Source organism: Bradyrhizobium sp. LA6.8 (assembly GCF_040547935.1).
GTDB lineage: Bacteria > Pseudomonadota > Alphaproteobacteria > Rhizobiales > Xanthobacteraceae > Bradyrhizobium > Bradyrhizobium barranii.
This window is the reverse complement of sequence record NZ_JBEPQQ010000004.1, coordinates 47,878-63,172: the sequence shown is the minus strand read 5'-3', so window position 1 is coordinate 63,172 and position 15,295 is coordinate 47,878. Positions and strand designations below refer to the sequence as shown.

Below are 15,295 nucleotides of genomic sequence, written 5' to 3'. Positions count from 1 at the left end.
CGCTTCTGGCCCTGAACGAGGAAACGACTATGCGTGTTTATTACGATCGCGACGCCGACCTGAACCTGATCAAGGGCAAGAAGGTCGCCATCGTCGGCTATGGCAGCCAGGGCCACGCCCATGCGCTCAACCTCAAGGACTCCGGCGTCAAGGAAGTCGCCATTGCGCTGCGCAAGGAATCGGGCTCGGTCAAGAAGGCGGAAGCCGCCGGCTTCAAGGTGATGGAAGTCGCCGAAGCCGCCAAATGGGCCGACCTCGTCATGATGCTGACCCCGGACGAGCTCCAGGGCGACATTTATCGTGAGCACCTGCACGACAACATGAAGAAGGGCGCCGCCCTCGTGTTCGCGCACGGCCTCAACGTCCACTTCAACCTGCTCGACCCGCGCGCCGACCTCGACGTGCTCATGATCGCGCCGAAGGGCCCCGGCCACACGGTGCGTTCGGAATATCAGCGCGGCGGCGGCGTGCCCTGCCTGATCGCGATCGCCAAGGACGTCTCGGGCAACGCCCATGACCTCGGCCTGTCCTACGCCTCCGCCGTTGGTGGCGGCCGCGCCGGCATCATCGAGACCACCTTCAAGGAAGAGTGCGAGACCGACCTGTTCGGCGAGCAGGTCGTGCTCTGCGGCGGCTTGGTCGAGCTGATCAAGGCCGGTTACGAGACCCTGGTCGAGGCCGGCTACGCGCCGGAGATGGCCTATTTCGAGTGCCTGCACGAAGTGAAGCTGATCGTCGACCTGATTTATGAAGGCGGCATCGCCAACATGAACTACTCGATCTCCAACACCGCGGAGTATGGCGAGTACGTCACCGGTCCGCGGATCGTCACGGCGGAGACCAAGGCCGAGATGAAGCGCGTTCTCGCCGACATCCAGGGCGGCAAGTTCGCCCGCGACTGGATGCTCGAGAACAAGGTCAACCAGACCTCGTTCAAGGCGACCCGCGCCAAGCTCGCCGCGCACCCGATCGAGGAAGTCGGCGCGAAACTCCGCGACATGATGCCCTGGATCAAGAAGGGCGCGCTGGTCGACAAGAGCAAGAACTGACGGCTGCGCCGTCATTCCGGGTTCGCGACTTCGTCGCGCCCCGGAATGACGAGCGAAACACAAGCTTCGCTCGCCAAACCAAATTTTAAACCTTCTCGACTACATCGGAGCGAGATCGCGAACGGCGGTCTCGCTCCTTTCATCTCGTCATCTCGCGCGAAGCATTGCTGCTTCATTCAAATTCTTCGCGAGCTGACGTGCCCTCTGAGCACGAAGAACTGACGCTTAAACCGCATTCTTGGTCTCGCGTCGTTTCAGAACCTTTCCAGAAGCTCGCGATCGCCAAAAGCCCAGCGTCTTCAAGATCGAGGATTCGGATCTTCATCTGCATCTTCAGGGCGCAATCAATCTCATGTCGCGAAGTTCGCGCGCCGCTTCATCTTAAGAATCGACACCCGCGACGTCCCTTTGAGCGTTGGGTGGCATTGCGCTGACACATCCTTCTCTCCATGATCGCGGGAACTTGAGGGGGGAGGGGTCTATGCGATCTGTCGTCGTCACCGGCGCGTCCACCGGCATCGGCTGGGCCATTGCGAAATTTCTGATCGGGCGCGGCTACCGCGTCTTCGGCAGCGTCCGCAAGCAGGCCGACGCCGACCGGCTCAGGGGTGAGTTCGGCGCGAACTTCACGCCGCTCCTGTTCGACGTTACCGACGAGGCCGCCGTGCTCGCCGCTGCGCGCCAGGTTCGCGAGGCGCTGGCTGGCGAGACGCTGGCGGGGCTCGTCAACAATGCCGGCATTGCGGTCGCGGGGCCGGTCCTGGAATTGTCGGTCGACGATTTCCGCCGCCAGATGGACATCAACGTCATCGGCCCGGTCATCGCGACGCAAGCCTTTGGGCCGCTGCTCGGCGCGGACCCATCGCTGAAGGGGCCGAAGGGGCGGATCGTGATGATCAGCTCGGTCGCCGGCAAGAACGGCAATCCGCTGTCGGCGCCTTACTGCACCTCCAAGCATGCCATCGAAGGCCTGTCGGAGAGCCTGCGGCGCGAGCTGATGCTGTTCGGGATCGACGTCATCATCGTCGCCCCGGGCGCAGTGAAGACGCCGATCTGGAGCAAGGCCGAAGAGATCGATCTCTCCGTCTATCAGAACTCGCCCTATCTGCCGGCGCTGAACAAGGTCATGGCGTTCATGATGGACCTCGGTGCGAAGGGTCTGCCGGCCGAGCGGATCGCCGAAATCGTGTTCGAGGCGCTGACCGCCGCGAGCCCCAAGGTGCGCTACCAGATCACGCCGGACCCGCTGCGCCATCTGATCGGCGCATTGCTGCCGAAACGGACGGTCGATCGCATCATCGCCAAGCGGCTGGGGTTCCTGCCGCAGGGCTGATCGACGTTCAGCTCGCTTCGGCCGTCCGTCGGCGGGGGTGGGCGGCCATCGCGATCAGCCGCAGCGCCATCACGGCGAGCAGCGGAATGAGGAAGGCGGCATAGAGCGGCATCGCCGGCACGCGCTTGCCGAACGACACCATGAACTGGAACCAGAGATAGTAGCCGCCGACGAGGTGCAGCACGCGCCAGGCCTGCGGCCCGAGCAGCGCGGCGGTGCGGTCGAACGAGGTCGCGCTCATGGCGATGATGAATGCATAGCCGATGCCGCCGAAGATGTAGGAGGCGGCCGAGGTGGCCTCCACAAAGCCGGCCGGGTCCATTTTGGCAAAGGCAACGATCGCAACTGCGTGGATGGCGTGGGAGGCCGCAAAGCTCAGGCCCAGATCGCGGCGGTTGCGGCGCTGCCAGCGGGTCCAGGCGTTCGGCCACAGCCGGGCGAGCGCCGCTGCACTGAAGGCAAGGCAGAATAGCAGCAGCGAGCTTCGCGCCGTGAAACGGATCACCATCCGCACGCCCTCGACCTCGAACTGCCGCATCGACGCGATCCACAGGCTGAGCGCGATCAGGCTCAGGGTGAGAACGGCGAGCAGCCGCCAGCCCTCGAACCAGTTTTGGCGTTGTGACATGGCGGTCTCCTCCTTAATGTAAGCATCGATTACATTTCAGGCTGGCGAAATCGTCAACGGTGTAATCGGTGCTTACATTCACGTTCGGGTGATGCTAGGAAGCGCCATGCCTGCCCGACAGCCGTCCAAGCCGCGCGCCCGCCGCCAATCGCCAGAAGCCCGGCCGTATCATCACGGTGACCTCCGCCGCGTGCTGATCGATGCTGCGTTGCAACTGGCTGCGGAAGGCGCCGAAGTCTCGGTGCGCGAGGCCGCGCGCCGGGCCGCGGTTTCGCCGGGGGCGCCGTTCCGGCACTTCCCCAACCGCGACGCGCTGATGGCGGCGGTGGCCGGGGAGGCGCAGCGGCGCTTTCGTGCCGAGATCGAGGTGGCGCTGGACCAGGCGCCGGCCACCGACCCGCTCGGCCGCTTCCGCGCCTTCGGGCTCGCTTACCTGCGCTGGGCGATGCGCAACCCCGCGCATTTCGAGATCATCTCCACGGGGCGCTACTTCGCCCATGGCAGCTCCGCGGAGCTGGCACGCGACAATGTCGAACTGATCGCCCTGACCGAACGGATGCTGGCAGACGCGGCGGAGCAGGGCCTGCTGCGGTCGGCCGACCTCAAGCGCATCCAGATCGCCGGCCGCGCCCTGGTCTACGGCTTTGCCCGGATGAACCTCGACGGCCACTTTCCGCGCTGGGGGGTGGAGGAGGGCGAGACCGAGCGGATGGCGGAAGGGGTGATCGACCTCTTCATCGCGGGGATCGCGAAGTCGGGCCGCGGCTCCTGAACTGACTGACCCTCATGGCGACGAGGCGCGTAGCGCCGTCTCGAACCATGCAGGCCCACTCGGGCCTCGCCCTTCGAGACGCCTGCTTCGCAGGCTCCTCAGGGTGAGGGGATGGAGTTGGCCGTGCGGCTGTTCGCCGCCTGCTAACATTAAGCGAAGGTCGGACCGCGACACGCGTTGCTTGTCCGTGACCATTCAATTACAGTTTTATGACACGGTGCAGGCTTCCGGCTGCGCCGAACGCCGCAGGCCGGCCCGACGGCTGGGTATTCATCGCGCCGGACCAGAAGTTGCGTGCCGTCGATGGCGTCCGCGCCGAATCCAGGTCCTTCTGCCACCACCGCCGTGCTGGCGAGCGTTGCCGCGCTCGGCATCTGGCGCCTGCTTGCGGTTGCCGCGCCGCATCTTGCCGCCCTCGCGCTCATGTACGAGACCGAGACCGATTTCGGTTCGCGGCTTTCGTTCGTGCTCGCCTGGGGCATCCTCAATTTCTTCTGGATCACGCTCTTGCGGCGGCCGGCACTGTCGGGTGCGCTGTCGCTGACCATGGTCGTCGTGCTGGTGCTGCTGTCGCGTCTCAAGCACGACGTCGTGCAGATGACGGTCAACTTCATCGACCTGATGATGATCGACCGCGACACCGTGGCGTTCCTGTTCACGATCTTCCCGAACTTGCGCTGGTCGGTGATCGGGGCCGGCCTCGTCACGCTGCCGCTGATGTATGCGCTGTGGTGGCTCGATCCGTTTCGCATCCGCCGCCTGCCGGCGTTCGCGTCCACGCTCGCCTGTCTTGCCGCACTGGTCGGCTATTCGCTCTATCATCCAGACGAGGCCTGGCGCGGCTATTACGACGACGGCTATCTCTCGAAATTCTTCCGCTCCGGCGTCAGCGCGGTTTCCGACTTCGCGCAATACGGCTTCATGGAGTCGGCCGCCTCGACCAACGAGCGGCTCAACATGCCGCTGGTGGATGCCTGCCACCCCGCGGGCCGCCGGCCGAACATCATCATGGTCCATGATGAATCGAGCTTCGACATCCGCGCCGCCCAGGGCATCAAGGTGCCGCCGCGCTATGGCGATCATTTCAAATCCTTTGACGGCAAGCAGCGCACGTTCCTTGCCGAGAGCAATGGCGGGCCGAGCTGGTTCACCGAATACAACGTGCTCGCTGGCCTCTCCTCGCGCTCGTTCGGCCGCTTCGCTTATTTCGTGACGCGCATCGCCTCAAACCGCGTCGAGCGGGGCCTCCCGCTGGCGCTGCGCCGCTGCGGCTATGACACGCTATCGCTCTATCCCGCCTATGGCGGCTTCATGGGCGCGCGCAGCTTTCAGGTGACGACCGGCGTCGAACGCTTCCTCGACTCGAAGGATCTCGGCGCCAAGGACGTCGAGCCGGACTCCTTTTTCTACGACAAGGCGCTCCAGCTAATGGGCCAGCAGCCGCCGAACAAGCCGCTGTTCACTTTCATCTATCTCGGCGCCAATCATTTCCCCTGGGAGACGCGCTTCCGCCCCGACCTACTGCCGAACTGGCGCGCGCCGGGCAATAATGTGGCGTCCATCGACGAATATCTGCGCCGGCAGGCGATGAGCGCTGAGCAGTACAGAGCGTTTGTCGCGGGGCTGAAGAAGAATTTTCCCGGCGAGCCCTTCCTGATCGTGCGCTACGGCGATCACCAGCCTGAGTTTGCGCCGAACCTCCTCGAGCCCGGGCTCGACGAGGGTGCCCTCGGCAAGAAGCTCGACGCTTACGACCCGCGTCTCTACGCGACCTATTACGCGATCGACGCCATCAATTTCGAGCCGGTGAAGAGCGAGGCCGTGATGGACACGGTTGACGGCCCCTATCTCCCGCTGGTGATCCAGGAAGCCGCCGGCATTCCGCTCGATCCCTCCTTTGCCGAGCAGAAGCAGATCATGCTCCGCTGCAAAGGCATCTTCTACGGCTGCAAGGACGGCGCCGAGGCGCGGCGGCTCAACCGCCTGCTGATCAATGCCGGGATCATCCGGGGGCTGTAGCGCTGATCGCTACGCAGACCCAGATCGTAGGGTGGGCAAAGCGAAGCGTGCCCACCATCCTGTTGCGCGTGTTGAGAGACGGTGGGCACGGCGCTTACGCGCCTTTGCCCACCCTACGAAATCCGGGCCTACCGCTGGCCCACCTTCTCCCACAGCCATCTTGCCACTACATCCGGCGATGAATTCGCGTCGTTGCCGCTGGCGCGCAAATTGGCCTCGCGCATTGTGGCGATGTCGATCTTGCCGAGCAGCGGATTGAGCGCGGCCTGTAGTCGCTCATCGCCGGCCCGCTTCGGCGCCAGCAGCAGGATCGCGTCGTAGGGCGGGATCGCGTGCCTGGGATCGTCGAGCACGACGAGATCGTACTTTGCGATCAGCCCGTCGCTGGTGTAGCCGGCGATCACGTCGACCTCGCCGCTGGCGACGGCCGCATACATGAAATCCGGCTGCATCTGGCGCTGGGCGCGGAACGAGAGGCCATAGGATTTTTGCAGCGCCGCCCATTCGGGGCGCGAGAAGAACTCGTAGTCGCCGGCGATGGACAGCGTCGGTGCATGCGCGGCGAGATCGGCGATGGTGCGGATGCCGAGCGCTTCGGCGCGCTTCTTCGGCATCACCAGCGCATAGGCGTTCTCGAAGCCGAGCTCGCCGAGTAGGGTGATGTTGTCCTTCGCGAGCGCCGTCTTGAGCTCCGCCAACAACTCCGCGCGCGGCTTGATGTCCGTGCGGTGCAGCTGGTTGGCCCACAGCGTGCCGGAATAATCGACATAGAGATCGATGTCGCCGGCCTTGAGCGCCTCGAAGATCACGCTGGAGCCGAGTCCCGACCGCGCGGTCGCGGGGAGGCCGGCGGCCTGGAGGCGGTCCCTCAGCAGGGCCGACAGCACGTATTGCTCGGCGAACGTCTTGGCGCCGACGACATAGCTCTGCGACGAGCGTCCCATCGTCGGCACCAGCGTTGCGAGGACCAGCGCCGCGATCCCGATGCCGCCGAGCGCGGCAGGCAGGCGGTTGCGGTGGCGCAAGCCGCTCTCGATCAGGCCGAGCAGCTGATCGACGGTGAGCGCGAGCAGGGCCGAGGCAAAGCAGCCGAACAGCACGAACACCCAGTTCTGGGTCTGAAGCCCGGCAAAAATGTAATTGCCGAGGCTGGTCTGCCCGATCGGCGTCGACAGGGTCGCGGTGCCGATCACCCACACCGCCGCGGTGCGGATGCCGGCCATCATCACCGGCAGCGCCAGCGGCAACTCGACCATGATGAGCGACTGCCGCGCGGTCATGCCGACGCCCTTGGCGGCTTCGATCAGCGCGGGATCGATGCCGTTGAGGCCCGTGATGCCGTTGCGCAGCACCGGCAGCATCGAATAGAGCGCGAGCGCCAGCATCGCCGGCAGGAAGCCGAAAGCCGAGAAGGAGATTCCGAACCAGGCGAGTGTCAAGGACGCGGCCAGCAGCAGCAGCGGATAGAACAGCGCGAGCAGTGCCAAGCCGGGCACCGTCTGCACGATGCTTGCGAGCGCGAGCAGGACGGCGCGCGGGGCCGGGCGGTTGCGCGTCAGGATCGCCAGCGGCAGGCTGACGGCGAGGCCAAGCGCGAGCGCGGCGAGGCTGACCCGAACATGGTTGCCGAGATAGTCGGGCAGATGCGACAGCGCCTCGCCCCAGCGCGGATCGGCGAACAGGCTCATGCCGCACCGCTCTGTGGCAGCAGCGCGTTCAGCCGCTCGACCTGGCGCCGCGGCGTGCGCAGCAGCTCCAGAACATAGGCGTCGCTGCTGCTTGAGAGTTCCGCGGGCGTGCCCTGCGCCAGCAGTCGTCCGCCGCGCATCACCGCGATGCGGTCGGCGAGCAGGATCGCTTCGGTCATGTCATGCGTGATCATGACCGTGGTCAGGCCGAGGCTGCGGTGCAGTGAACGATAGTCGTCGCCGAGCGCATCGCGGGTGAGGGGATCGAGCGCGCCGAACGGCTCGTCCATCAGCACGATGCGGGGCCGTGCCGCGAGCGCCCGCGCCACCCCGACGCGCTGGCGCTGGCCGCCGGAGAGCGCCTCGGGCAGGCGATCGCGATGCGCGCGACGGTCGAGTTGCACGAGCTCGAGCAGCTCGTCGACCCGCGCGGTGATGTCCGCTGCCGGTGCGCCCAGCAGCCTTGGCGTGATCCCGATATTGTCGGCGACGCTCAGATGCGGAAACAGCCCGCCGCTCTGGAAGACGTAGCCGATCCGGCGCCGCAGCGCGACCGGATCGACGGCTTGCACATCCTCGCCCTCGACCGTGATCGTGCCGGCATCGGCCTCGATCAGCCGGTTGGCGAGCCGCAGCAGCGTGGTCTTGCCGGAGCCGGAGCCGCCGACGATGGCCAGAAATTCGCCCTCGGCGATGTCGAGCGACACATCGTCGACGGCCTTGAGTGAGCCGAAGTTCTTGCTGACGTGGGAATAGCTGATGGCAGGTTTGGAAGGCATTCGACGCGGCTCACTCTTCCTTACCCTCCCCTGGAGGGGGAGGGTCGCTCGCGCGAAGCGCGGGCGGGGTGGGGTGATCTCTCAACACGGGCGGTGTTGGACGTGGAGGGACCGTCACCCCACCCCGGTCCGCATTCCGCTTCGCTTCATGCGCACCGACCCTCCCCCTCCAAGGGGAGGGTGAAGGAGGCGACGGCCCCCATGCGTAGCACGCTTGGCGGCTCGATTGAACTTGGCCGCGCGAGCGGCTAAGGCATCGGGCCAAGTTCGGAGGGAACACATGACGATGCCCACGGCAGTGGCGCTGGAAGACGCCAAGGTCGCGTTCCGGCTGGGGGACGACCGGGTCTATACGGCGGTGGAGAAGGCGCATCTTTCGGTGGCGCAGGGCGAGTTCGTCGCCATCGTCGGGCCGACCGGCTGCGGGAAATCGACGCTGCTCAACGTCGCGGCCGGCCTGCTCAAGCCCGCTGCCGGCAGCATCAAGATATTCGACCGGCCGCTCGCGGGGCTGAACCGGGACGCCGGCTACCTGTTCCAGGCCGATGCGCTGTTCCCCTGGAAGACCGCGCTCGACAATGTCGCGATCGGGCTCGAGATCGCGGGCACGTCCCGCGCCGAGGCACTGCAACGCGCGCAAAAATGGCTGACCTCCGTCGGCCTCGGCGCCTTCGCCAACCGCTATCCGCACATGCTCTCCGGCGGCCAGCGCAAGCGCGTGGCGCTGGCGCAGGTGCTGATCCGCGACCCAAAGATACTCCTGATGGACGAGCCGTTCGGGCCGCTCGATGCGCAGACCCGCCAGGTCATGGGCAATCTGCTGCTCGACCTCTGGAACGCCGACCGCAAGGCCGTGCTGTTCGTGACCCATGATCTCGAAGAGGCGATCGCGCTCGCCGACCGCGTCGTGATCATGTCGGCGGGGCCGTCCTCGCGCATCATCGGCGACTGGCGCGTGAGCTTGCCGCGCCCGCGCGATATTTTCGAGGTGCGGCTGGACAAGGAGTTCCATGCGCTCCACCGCGAGATCTGGAGCGTGCTCAAGGACGAGGTGATGAAGGGCTACGCGCAATCGACCCAAGCGGCGGAGGCGATCTGATGTCGCGCGTGACGCTGCTTGCGCTGCAAGTCCTGGTCGCTGTCGTCTGCCTCGTACTGTGGCAGCTCTTTGCGACCGTGCCGGTGTTCGGAAAAATCCTGTTGCCGCCGTTCTTCTTCTCCAACCCGGTCGACGTGTTCAGCCAGATCGTCAAATGGTTCTCGTCCGGCGTGATCTGGAAGCATCTCGGCATCACGTTGACGGAATCGATTTTGGCGTTCGTGATCGGATCGCTCGGCGGCGTGCTGGTCGGCTTCTGGTTCGCGCGCCAGCCGCTGGTTGCCGCAGTGTTCGACCCCTACGTCAAGATGGTCAACGCGCTGCCCCGCGTCGTGCTTGCGCCGATCTTCGCGCTGTGGCTGGGCCTCGGCATCTGGTCCAAGGTCGCGCTCGGCGTGACGCTGGTGTTCTTCATCGTGTTCTTCAACGTCTATCAGGGCGTCAAGGAAGTCAGCCGCACCGTGCTCGACAATGGCCGCATGCTCGGCATGAGCGAGCGGCAGCTGATGCAGCACGTCTATTGGCCGTCGGCGCTGTCGTGGATGTTCTCCTCGCTGCACACCTCGGTCGGCTTCGCCGTGGTCGGCGCGGTCGTCGGCGAATATCTGGGATCGGCGGCAGGGCTCGGCTATCTGATCCAGCAGGCCGAAGGCATCTTCGACGTCGCCGGTGTGTTCGCCGGCATGTTCGTGTTGTCGGCCTTCGTCATCTTGATCGACTTCGGGGTGACGCTGGTTGAGCGCAGGCTGCTGGTCTGGCGCCCGACCGTGGACGGGCGGGGGTAGGCCGCCTCGTTTGGCTGCTGACGTTTATGTGATTGACCGCCCGGAATAGAACGCGCGGCCATACGTCATACCCCCATGCAACCACCTGCATGGGAGTTCAGGATGCCCCCCTCACGGTTCCGCCGCGCCGTAGCGGTGTTCGGAAGCAGATGCCGATGGCCCAGACCCGGCCTCGGCACGGCGTTCCTTGCCGCGCCAATTCTGGTCGCGTCCGCACTCCCGCTACTCGTGTTCGCGCATGAATCCCATCCGGCCGCCCCGCCGGCCGCGGTGAGCACGGAGGAGCGTGCGTTTTTGGAAGAAAACGAAGCGGCGATGACCAAGATGATGAACGGTATGGCGGCCAAGCCGACCGGCGACATCGATCGCGACTTCGTCGCAATGATGAGCCCGCATCATCAGGGCGCGATCGACATGGCGGTCATCGAATTGCGTTATGGCAAGAACGAGCAGCTGCGGCGCATCGCCCAGGAAATCATCGTCGACCAGATGCAGGAGATCGCGGCCATGAAGCTCGCGATCGGCGAGCCGGCGACAGACACCACGCCCGCCCCGACCCAACCGCCCTCAGCTCCCAACACAACCGTTCATCATCATCCGGGCATGCAGATGGATATGTCCACGGGAATGAAGAAGTAGGAGTCGCAGATGACCACGTCACGAAGCACTATGATGAAGAGCATTTTCCTGGCGGCCACGATGCTTGCGACGGGTTCGGTCGCGTGGGCAGGGCAGGCGCCGGGCGCGCTGTCCGCTCCCGATATTCCGGTGAGCCACCACGACCGCGTCTACGCCGCAGAGCAGTTCTCGAATACGGTCTCGGTCACCGATCCCGTCGACAACAAGCTGCTTGGCGTGATCCGGCTGGGCGACCCGCAGCCCGGCAATTTCAGCCCGCTCTACAAGGGCCAGGTGCTCGTACATGGCATGGGCTTCTCGCCCGATCACAAGACGCTCGCCGTGGTGTCGATCGGTTCGAATTCGGTGAGCTTCATCGACACCGCAACCAACGCGGTCAAGCATATCACTTACGTCGGACGATCGCCGCACGAGGCGTTCTTCACGCCGGACGGCAAGGAAGTGTGGGTCACCGTTCGCGGCGAGAACTACATCTCCGTCATCGATCCGATCAGCTTCAAGGAGAAGACCCGGATCACGACCCCGAACGGGCCGGGCATGCAGATTTTCTCACCCGACGGCAAATACGGCTATATCTGCTCGTCGTTCAATCCCGAGACCGACGTCGTCGCGGTGGCCGAGCACAAGATCATCGCCACGGTGAAGCAGGAGAGCCCATTCTGCCCGAACATCGCAGCATCGCCGGATGGGGACCAGGTATGGTTCACGCTAAAGGACACTGGCCGGACACAGGTGTTCAACGCCAGGCCACCGTTCAACGCGATCAAGACCATCGATACCGGGCCGATCACCAACCACGTCAATTTCGCGCACACCGCCAAGGGCACGTTCGCCTACGTCACCATTGGCGGCCTGAACGAAGTAAAAGTGTTCCGCACCGACGATTTCTCGCAGGTCGCGACGATCCCGGTAGGCAATCTGCCGCACGGCGTCTGGCCGTCCGGCGACGGCACGCGCATCTATGTGGGGCTGGAGAACGCCGACGCGCTCGCGGCCATCGATACGGCGACCAATAAAGTGGTCGGGAACGTTCCGATCGGCCAGGCGCCGCAGGCGATCGCGTATGTTCCAAATGCTGCGCCTGACCCTGATGACCGCCGGAATTTGCAGGCACTCGGCGTCGCCGGGCAGGTCGCTCATCTCACTCTTGCGTCGAAGGACGGTGCAAAGGACGGCATGGCGCCGACCAGCGTGTCGCTGTTCGATCAAGGCCTGATTCAGATCTTGCAGGCTTCGGTGACGGGACTTCAGCCCAAGCAGAAATATGTGCTTGCCCTGGCGGAGCATGGCGACGGCAGTGGCCCGTTGCAGCCGTTGGCGGCGTTCATGACCAATCCGGCTGGATCTGCCATCGTCAATGTGGCCGGTCCGATCCGGCAGATCGTCGACCAGTCTGCCGCTGAAGCAAGGCGGTACCTGGTGATTGCGGCCGGCGACGCGGCTATGCCCGGTGAGGCGGTCCAGATCGAGGCGCAATGACGCGCCGTCCGACGTCGGCAAAGGGCAGGTGGAGCGCCTCGTGAAGGACATGCTGGTTCAGGTCGAGCCGCTTATCCCCGCGCTCCGCCGCTACGCGCGCGCGCTTTTGCGCGATCGCGTGGCTGCCGATGATCTGGTTCAGGATTGCCTGGAGCGTGCCGTCAGCCATTGGCATCAGCGGCGCGACGGCAGCGTGCGCGCCTGGCTGTTCAGCATCCTCCACAATCTGGCGGTCACGCAATTCCGCCAGGCGACGGCGCGGGGCAGGCATATGCCGATCGACGATGCAGGCGAGCGTGAGCTCGCCAGCGCCGCCGCGCAGGAGCATAGGCTGATCTATCAGGATGTCCTGAAAAAGCTTGCGAGACTGCCGGAAGAGCAGCGTGCGGTGTTGTTGCTTGTTGCGGTTGAGGATCTATCCTACGCGGACGCCGCGGGAGTGCTGAAGATTCCGGTCGGGACCGTGATGTCGCGCCTGTCGCGCGCGCGGGAGAGGCTATTGCAGGAGATGGAGGGCGTGGCTCCAGGGAACGTCGTGGCATTGCGGGGCGTGAAATGAACCGGCGGCCGATCACCGAGGACGATCTCCACGCCTATGTCGACCAGGCGCTCGAGCCTGAGCGGCGCGCGGAGGTCGCATCCTATCTGGACGATCATCAGGATGTCGCCGCGCGCGTTGCGGCCTTCGCCACCCAGCGGGAGGAGCTGCGCGGGGCGTTTGCGTCGATCGCCGACGAGCCGTTGCCGGCCGAGCTGAATCTGTCGCACATCATCGAGAGCCGGAGGCGGTCTCCCATGCGGACGTGGTGGGCGATCGCTGCGATGTTGCTTCTCGGCATCGGCGGTCTCGGCGGGTGGACCATGCGCGGCGTCTTGCAGGAGGGCTCGAACGGACTGTCTGCGCTGGCACAGGAGGCAGCCTATTCGTATGGCGTTTACGCACCGGACCGCGTGCGGCCGGTCGAGATAAGGGCGTCCGACAGTGCCGAGCTCACGCGATGGGTATCGAATCGGCTGAAACAGCCGGTCAAGGTGCCGGACCTCTCCGGCTCAGGTTATCGGTTGATGGGCGGTCGCCTGGTTGCGACGTCGCACGGCCCGGCCGCGATGTTCATGTACGATGACGATCGCGGCGACCGGGTTGTCGTGCTGACGCGTCCGATGAGCAACCGCAATCTGGATACGCCGATGATGCCGCAATCGACCGGCGATGTCGCTGGCTTCGTGTGGGCGGATGGCGGCATGGGTTACACGCTCGTCGGCCAGCTTCCGGGAGACACCCTCAAGCCGATCGCGAACGAGATCCGGAAGCAGACGCGCCCGATCTAGCCTCGAAACTGACGAAATGGGCCCGCACGGCAGTGCGAGCCCGAACGTTCAACCGGCCCGAGTTGCGGGCAGCCTAGTCCAGCAGCTTGGTGTCATCGGGCGCCTGCGGCGGCGTCTTGATCGCGATCGCCTTGACCTGACCGCTGATCGGCTTGGTGCCGCCATGCGGGGTGCCCTTGGGGATGATGACGAGGTCGCCGGGTTTCACCGTCACCTCCTTGTCGCCGAGCCAGATCGTCCCGGTCCCGTCGAGGATGTACTGGATCTCGTTGGTGTTGGGATGCATGTGCTTGGGCACATTGCCGACCTGGATCGAGATGGTGGCGCCGTCGGCGCTGGCAAACATCTTGGAACGGAAGCCGACATTGTTGGCGGGCCCGAGCGCGTCGCCTTCCATCTCGCCGGTATGGATGATCTGCGCGGTGACGTTCTCCGCGGCCAGCGCCGGCCGGAGCAGTTGGTTTGCGCCGCATCCGGCGGCAAAGGCGGCGGCGATCGACAGCCCGATTGCAAGGCGATTCATGGATGATCCTCCCCATCAAGAATTGTTCTTGTCTGAGCATGTTATTGCGCCGAAAGGCCAATGGCCAGTGCCACTTAAGCGGTGCTTCTCAAGCCAGTCCCGCTGCTCTATGGTGCCGCCGGCCGAATGGAGGAAACCAATGAAGAACACGATTGCCAGGCTCGCCGGCTTGCTGCTCGCGCTGACGCTCACCACCGGTCTTGCCGCGGCGCAAAGCAAGGTGACCATCGCGATCGGAGGCGGCGCCTGCCTGTGCTATCTGCCCACGGTGCTGGCCAAGCAACTCGGCGAATACGAGAAAGCGGGCCTCAATGTCGAGCTCGTGGACCTCAAGGGCGGCTCGGACGCGCTGAAGGCCGTGCTCGGCGGCAGCGCCGACGTGGTCTCCGGCTATTTCGACCATTGCGTCAACCTCGCCGCCAAGAAGCAGGAGCTTCAAGCCTTCGTGGTCTATGACCGTTATCCCGGCCTCGTGCTGGTGGTCTCGCCGTCGCACACGAACGAAATCAAGTCGATCAAGGATCTCGCCGGCAAGAAGGTCGGCGTCAGCGCACCGGGCTCCTCGACCGACTTCTTCCTCAAATTTTTGCTCAAGAAGAACGGGCTCGATCCCGCTGGCACCGCCGTGATCGGCGTCGGCCTCGGCGCCACCGCCGTGGCCGCGATGGAGCAGGGGCAGATTGACGCCGCCGTGATGCTCGATCCCTCCGTCACCGTGCTCCAGGGCAGCCACAAGGATCTGCGCATCCTCAGCGACACCCGGACCCAGAAGGACACGCTCGAGACGTTCGGCGGCGAATATCCGGGCGGCGCGCTGTACTCGACCGTGGCCTGGATCAACGGCCACGAGAAGGAAACGCAGGCGCTCACCAACGCAATGCTGGCCACGATCGGCTGGATCCATTCGCATTCGCCGGAGGAGATCATGGCGAAGATGCCGGACGAGATGGTCGGCAAGAACAAGGAGCTTTATCTCGCCGCGCTGAAGAACACGATCCCGATGTTCTCCGAAACCGGCAAGATGGACCCGAAGGGCGCGGACGCGGTGCTCGCGGTGTTCAGCGTCGGCTCGCCCGAGGTGGCCGCCGCCAAGATCGACGTCAGCAAGACCTTTACCAACAAGTACGTCGATCAGGCCAAGAAGACCACGGGGAATGCCAAATAACTGACGCG

Annotated in this window: 15 protein-coding genes; 11 read left to right on the top strand and 4 right to left on the bottom strand. The window is 64.9% G+C overall.

Annotated features, from left to right (window positions below; genetic code table 11):
• Positions 1-29 precede the first annotated feature (29 nt).
• Entirely contained in the window at positions 30-1,049 is a 1,020-nt protein-coding gene (gene ilvC, locus ABIA90_RS20485; protein ID WP_354122032.1) for a ketol-acid reductoisomerase, read from the top strand.
• 481 nt (positions 1,050-1,530) lie between these two features.
• Positions 1,531-2,382: an SDR family oxidoreductase gene (locus ABIA90_RS20480; RefSeq protein ID WP_063981629.1), complete on the top strand. Its 852-nt coding sequence runs from the start codon at positions 1,531-1,533 to the stop codon at positions 2,380-2,382.
• A gap of 7 nt (positions 2,383-2,389) precedes the next feature.
• Here the strand turns inward: ABIA90_RS20480 and ABIA90_RS20475 are convergent, their stop codons facing one another.
• Complete coding sequence (locus ABIA90_RS20475; RefSeq protein ID WP_063981630.1) at positions 2,390-3,010, bottom strand: hypothetical protein; 621 nt, start codon at positions 3,008-3,010, stop codon at positions 2,390-2,392.
• A 106-nt stretch (positions 3,011-3,116) separates the two neighbouring features.
• Here ABIA90_RS20475 and ABIA90_RS20470 point away from each other — a divergent pair, with 106 nt between their 5' ends.
• Both ABIA90_RS20470 and ABIA90_RS20465 read left to right on the top strand, forming a co-directional pair.
• A complete protein-coding gene (locus tag ABIA90_RS20470) occupies positions 3,117-3,782 on the top strand; it encodes a TetR/AcrR family transcriptional regulator (protein WP_354122033.1) in 666 nt (221 codons plus the stop codon).
• Between the two features lie 303 nt (positions 3,783-4,085).
• Positions 4,086-5,801, top strand: a complete 1,716-nt coding sequence (locus ABIA90_RS20465) for a sulfatase-like hydrolase/transferase (protein WP_071910536.1) — start codon at positions 4,086-4,088, stop codon at positions 5,799-5,801.
• Between the two features lie 128 nt (positions 5,802-5,929).
• Here ABIA90_RS20465 and ABIA90_RS20460 read toward each other — a convergent pair whose 3' ends face one another.
• Together ABIA90_RS20460 and ABIA90_RS20455 are read right to left on the bottom strand one after the other, a co-directional pair.
• On the bottom strand, positions 5,930-7,489 hold the full coding sequence (locus ABIA90_RS20460) for a glycine betaine ABC transporter substrate-binding protein (RefSeq protein WP_354122034.1): 1,560 nt from the start codon (positions 7,487-7,489) through the stop codon (positions 5,930-5,932).
• Positions 7,486-8,268 (bottom strand): ATP-binding cassette domain-containing protein, encoded by a 783-nt coding sequence (locus ABIA90_RS20455; protein ID WP_354122035.1) that lies wholly within the window; start codon positions 8,266-8,268, stop codon positions 7,486-7,488. The genes ABIA90_RS20460 and ABIA90_RS20455 overlap by 4 nt, the downstream gene beginning before the upstream one ends.
• Before the next feature lie 280 nt (positions 8,269-8,548).
• Between ABIA90_RS20455 and ABIA90_RS20450 the strand changes: the two genes are divergently transcribed.
• The 6 genes from ABIA90_RS20450 to ABIA90_RS20425 all read left to right on the top strand — a co-directional run bounded on the left by ABIA90_RS20450 (position 8,549) and on the right by ABIA90_RS20425 (position 13,599).
• Positions 8,549-9,367, top strand: coding sequence for an ABC transporter ATP-binding protein (locus ABIA90_RS20450; RefSeq protein WP_354122036.1), 819 nt, complete (start codon positions 8,549-8,551; stop codon positions 9,365-9,367).
• Entirely contained in the window at positions 9,367-10,152 is a 786-nt protein-coding gene (locus tag ABIA90_RS20445) for an ABC transporter permease (RefSeq protein ID WP_014493076.1), read from the top strand. Before ABIA90_RS20450 ends, ABIA90_RS20445 begins: the two co-directional genes overlap by 1 nt.
• A gap of 102 nt (positions 10,153-10,254) precedes the next feature.
• Positions 10,255-10,791, top strand: a complete 537-nt coding sequence (locus ABIA90_RS20440) for a DUF305 domain-containing protein (RefSeq protein ID WP_354122037.1) — start codon at positions 10,255-10,257, stop codon at positions 10,789-10,791.
• Positions 10,792-10,800: 9 nt separating this feature from the next.
• Positions 10,801-12,270, top strand: coding sequence for a YncE family protein (locus tag ABIA90_RS20435; protein WP_354122038.1), 1,470 nt, complete (start codon positions 10,801-10,803; stop codon positions 12,268-12,270).
• A gap of 49 nt (positions 12,271-12,319) precedes the next feature.
• Positions 12,320-12,829: a sigma-70 family RNA polymerase sigma factor gene (locus ABIA90_RS20430; RefSeq protein ID WP_038942280.1), complete on the top strand. Its 510-nt coding sequence runs from the start codon at positions 12,320-12,322 to the stop codon at positions 12,827-12,829.
• Positions 12,826-13,599 carry an anti-sigma factor family protein gene (locus ABIA90_RS20425; RefSeq protein WP_354122039.1) on the top strand — a complete coding sequence of 258 codons (774 nt, stop codon included), beginning with the start codon at positions 12,826-12,828 and terminating at the stop codon, positions 13,597-13,599. Before ABIA90_RS20430 ends, ABIA90_RS20425 begins: the two co-directional genes overlap by 4 nt.
• Before the next feature lie 73 nt (positions 13,600-13,672).
• Here ABIA90_RS20425 and ABIA90_RS20420 read toward each other — a convergent pair whose 3' ends face one another.
• Entirely contained in the window at positions 13,673-14,122 is a 450-nt protein-coding gene (locus ABIA90_RS20420; RefSeq protein ID WP_354122040.1) for a cupin domain-containing protein, read from the bottom strand.
• A 139-nt stretch (positions 14,123-14,261) separates the two neighbouring features.
• On the opposite strand from ABIA90_RS20420, the gene ABIA90_RS20415 reads away from it, so the two are divergent.
• Complete coding sequence (locus ABIA90_RS20415; protein WP_354122041.1) at positions 14,262-15,287, top strand: ABC transporter substrate-binding protein; 1,026 nt, start codon at positions 14,262-14,264, stop codon at positions 15,285-15,287.
• Positions 15,288-15,295 lie beyond the last annotated feature (8 nt).

Coding starts and splice junctions, on each gene's coding strand:
- ABIA90_RS20435 (WP_354122038.1), top strand. CDS start 10,801: ATGACCACGTCACGAAGCACTATGATGAAGAGCATTTTCCTGGCGGCC.
- ABIA90_RS20460 (WP_354122034.1), bottom strand. CDS start 7,489: ATGAGCCTGTTCGCCGATCCGCGCTGGGGCGAGGCGCTGTCGCATCTG.
- ilvC (WP_354122032.1), top strand. CDS start 30: ATGCGTGTTTATTACGATCGCGACGCCGACCTGAACCTGATCAAGGGC.
- ABIA90_RS20440 (WP_354122037.1), top strand. CDS start 10,255: ATGCCCCCCTCACGGTTCCGCCGCGCCGTAGCGGTGTTCGGAAGCAGA.
- ABIA90_RS20420 (WP_354122040.1), bottom strand. CDS start 14,122: ATGAATCGCCTTGCAATCGGGCTGTCGATCGCCGCCGCCTTTGCCGCC.
- ABIA90_RS20465 (WP_071910536.1), top strand. CDS start 4,086: ATGGCGTCCGCGCCGAATCCAGGTCCTTCTGCCACCACCGCCGTGCTG.
- ABIA90_RS20425 (WP_354122039.1), top strand. CDS start 12,826: ATGAACCGGCGGCCGATCACCGAGGACGATCTCCACGCCTATGTCGAC.
- ABIA90_RS20415 (WP_354122041.1), top strand. CDS start 14,262: ATGAAGAACACGATTGCCAGGCTCGCCGGCTTGCTGCTCGCGCTGACG.
- ABIA90_RS20475 (WP_063981630.1), bottom strand. CDS start 3,010: ATGTCACAACGCCAAAACTGGTTCGAGGGCTGGCGGCTGCTCGCCGTT.
- ABIA90_RS20470 (WP_354122033.1), top strand. CDS start 3,117: ATGCCTGCCCGACAGCCGTCCAAGCCGCGCGCCCGCCGCCAATCGCCA.
- ABIA90_RS20480 (WP_063981629.1), top strand. CDS start 1,531: ATGCGATCTGTCGTCGTCACCGGCGCGTCCACCGGCATCGGCTGGGCC.
- ABIA90_RS20450 (WP_354122036.1), top strand. CDS start 8,549: ATGACGATGCCCACGGCAGTGGCGCTGGAAGACGCCAAGGTCGCGTTC.
- ABIA90_RS20455 (WP_354122035.1), bottom strand. CDS start 8,268: ATGCCTTCCAAACCTGCCATCAGCTATTCCCACGTCAGCAAGAACTTC.
- ABIA90_RS20430 (WP_038942280.1), top strand. CDS start 12,320: ATGCTGGTTCAGGTCGAGCCGCTTATCCCCGCGCTCCGCCGCTACGCG.
- ABIA90_RS20445 (WP_014493076.1), top strand. CDS start 9,367: ATGTCGCGCGTGACGCTGCTTGCGCTGCAAGTCCTGGTCGCTGTCGTC.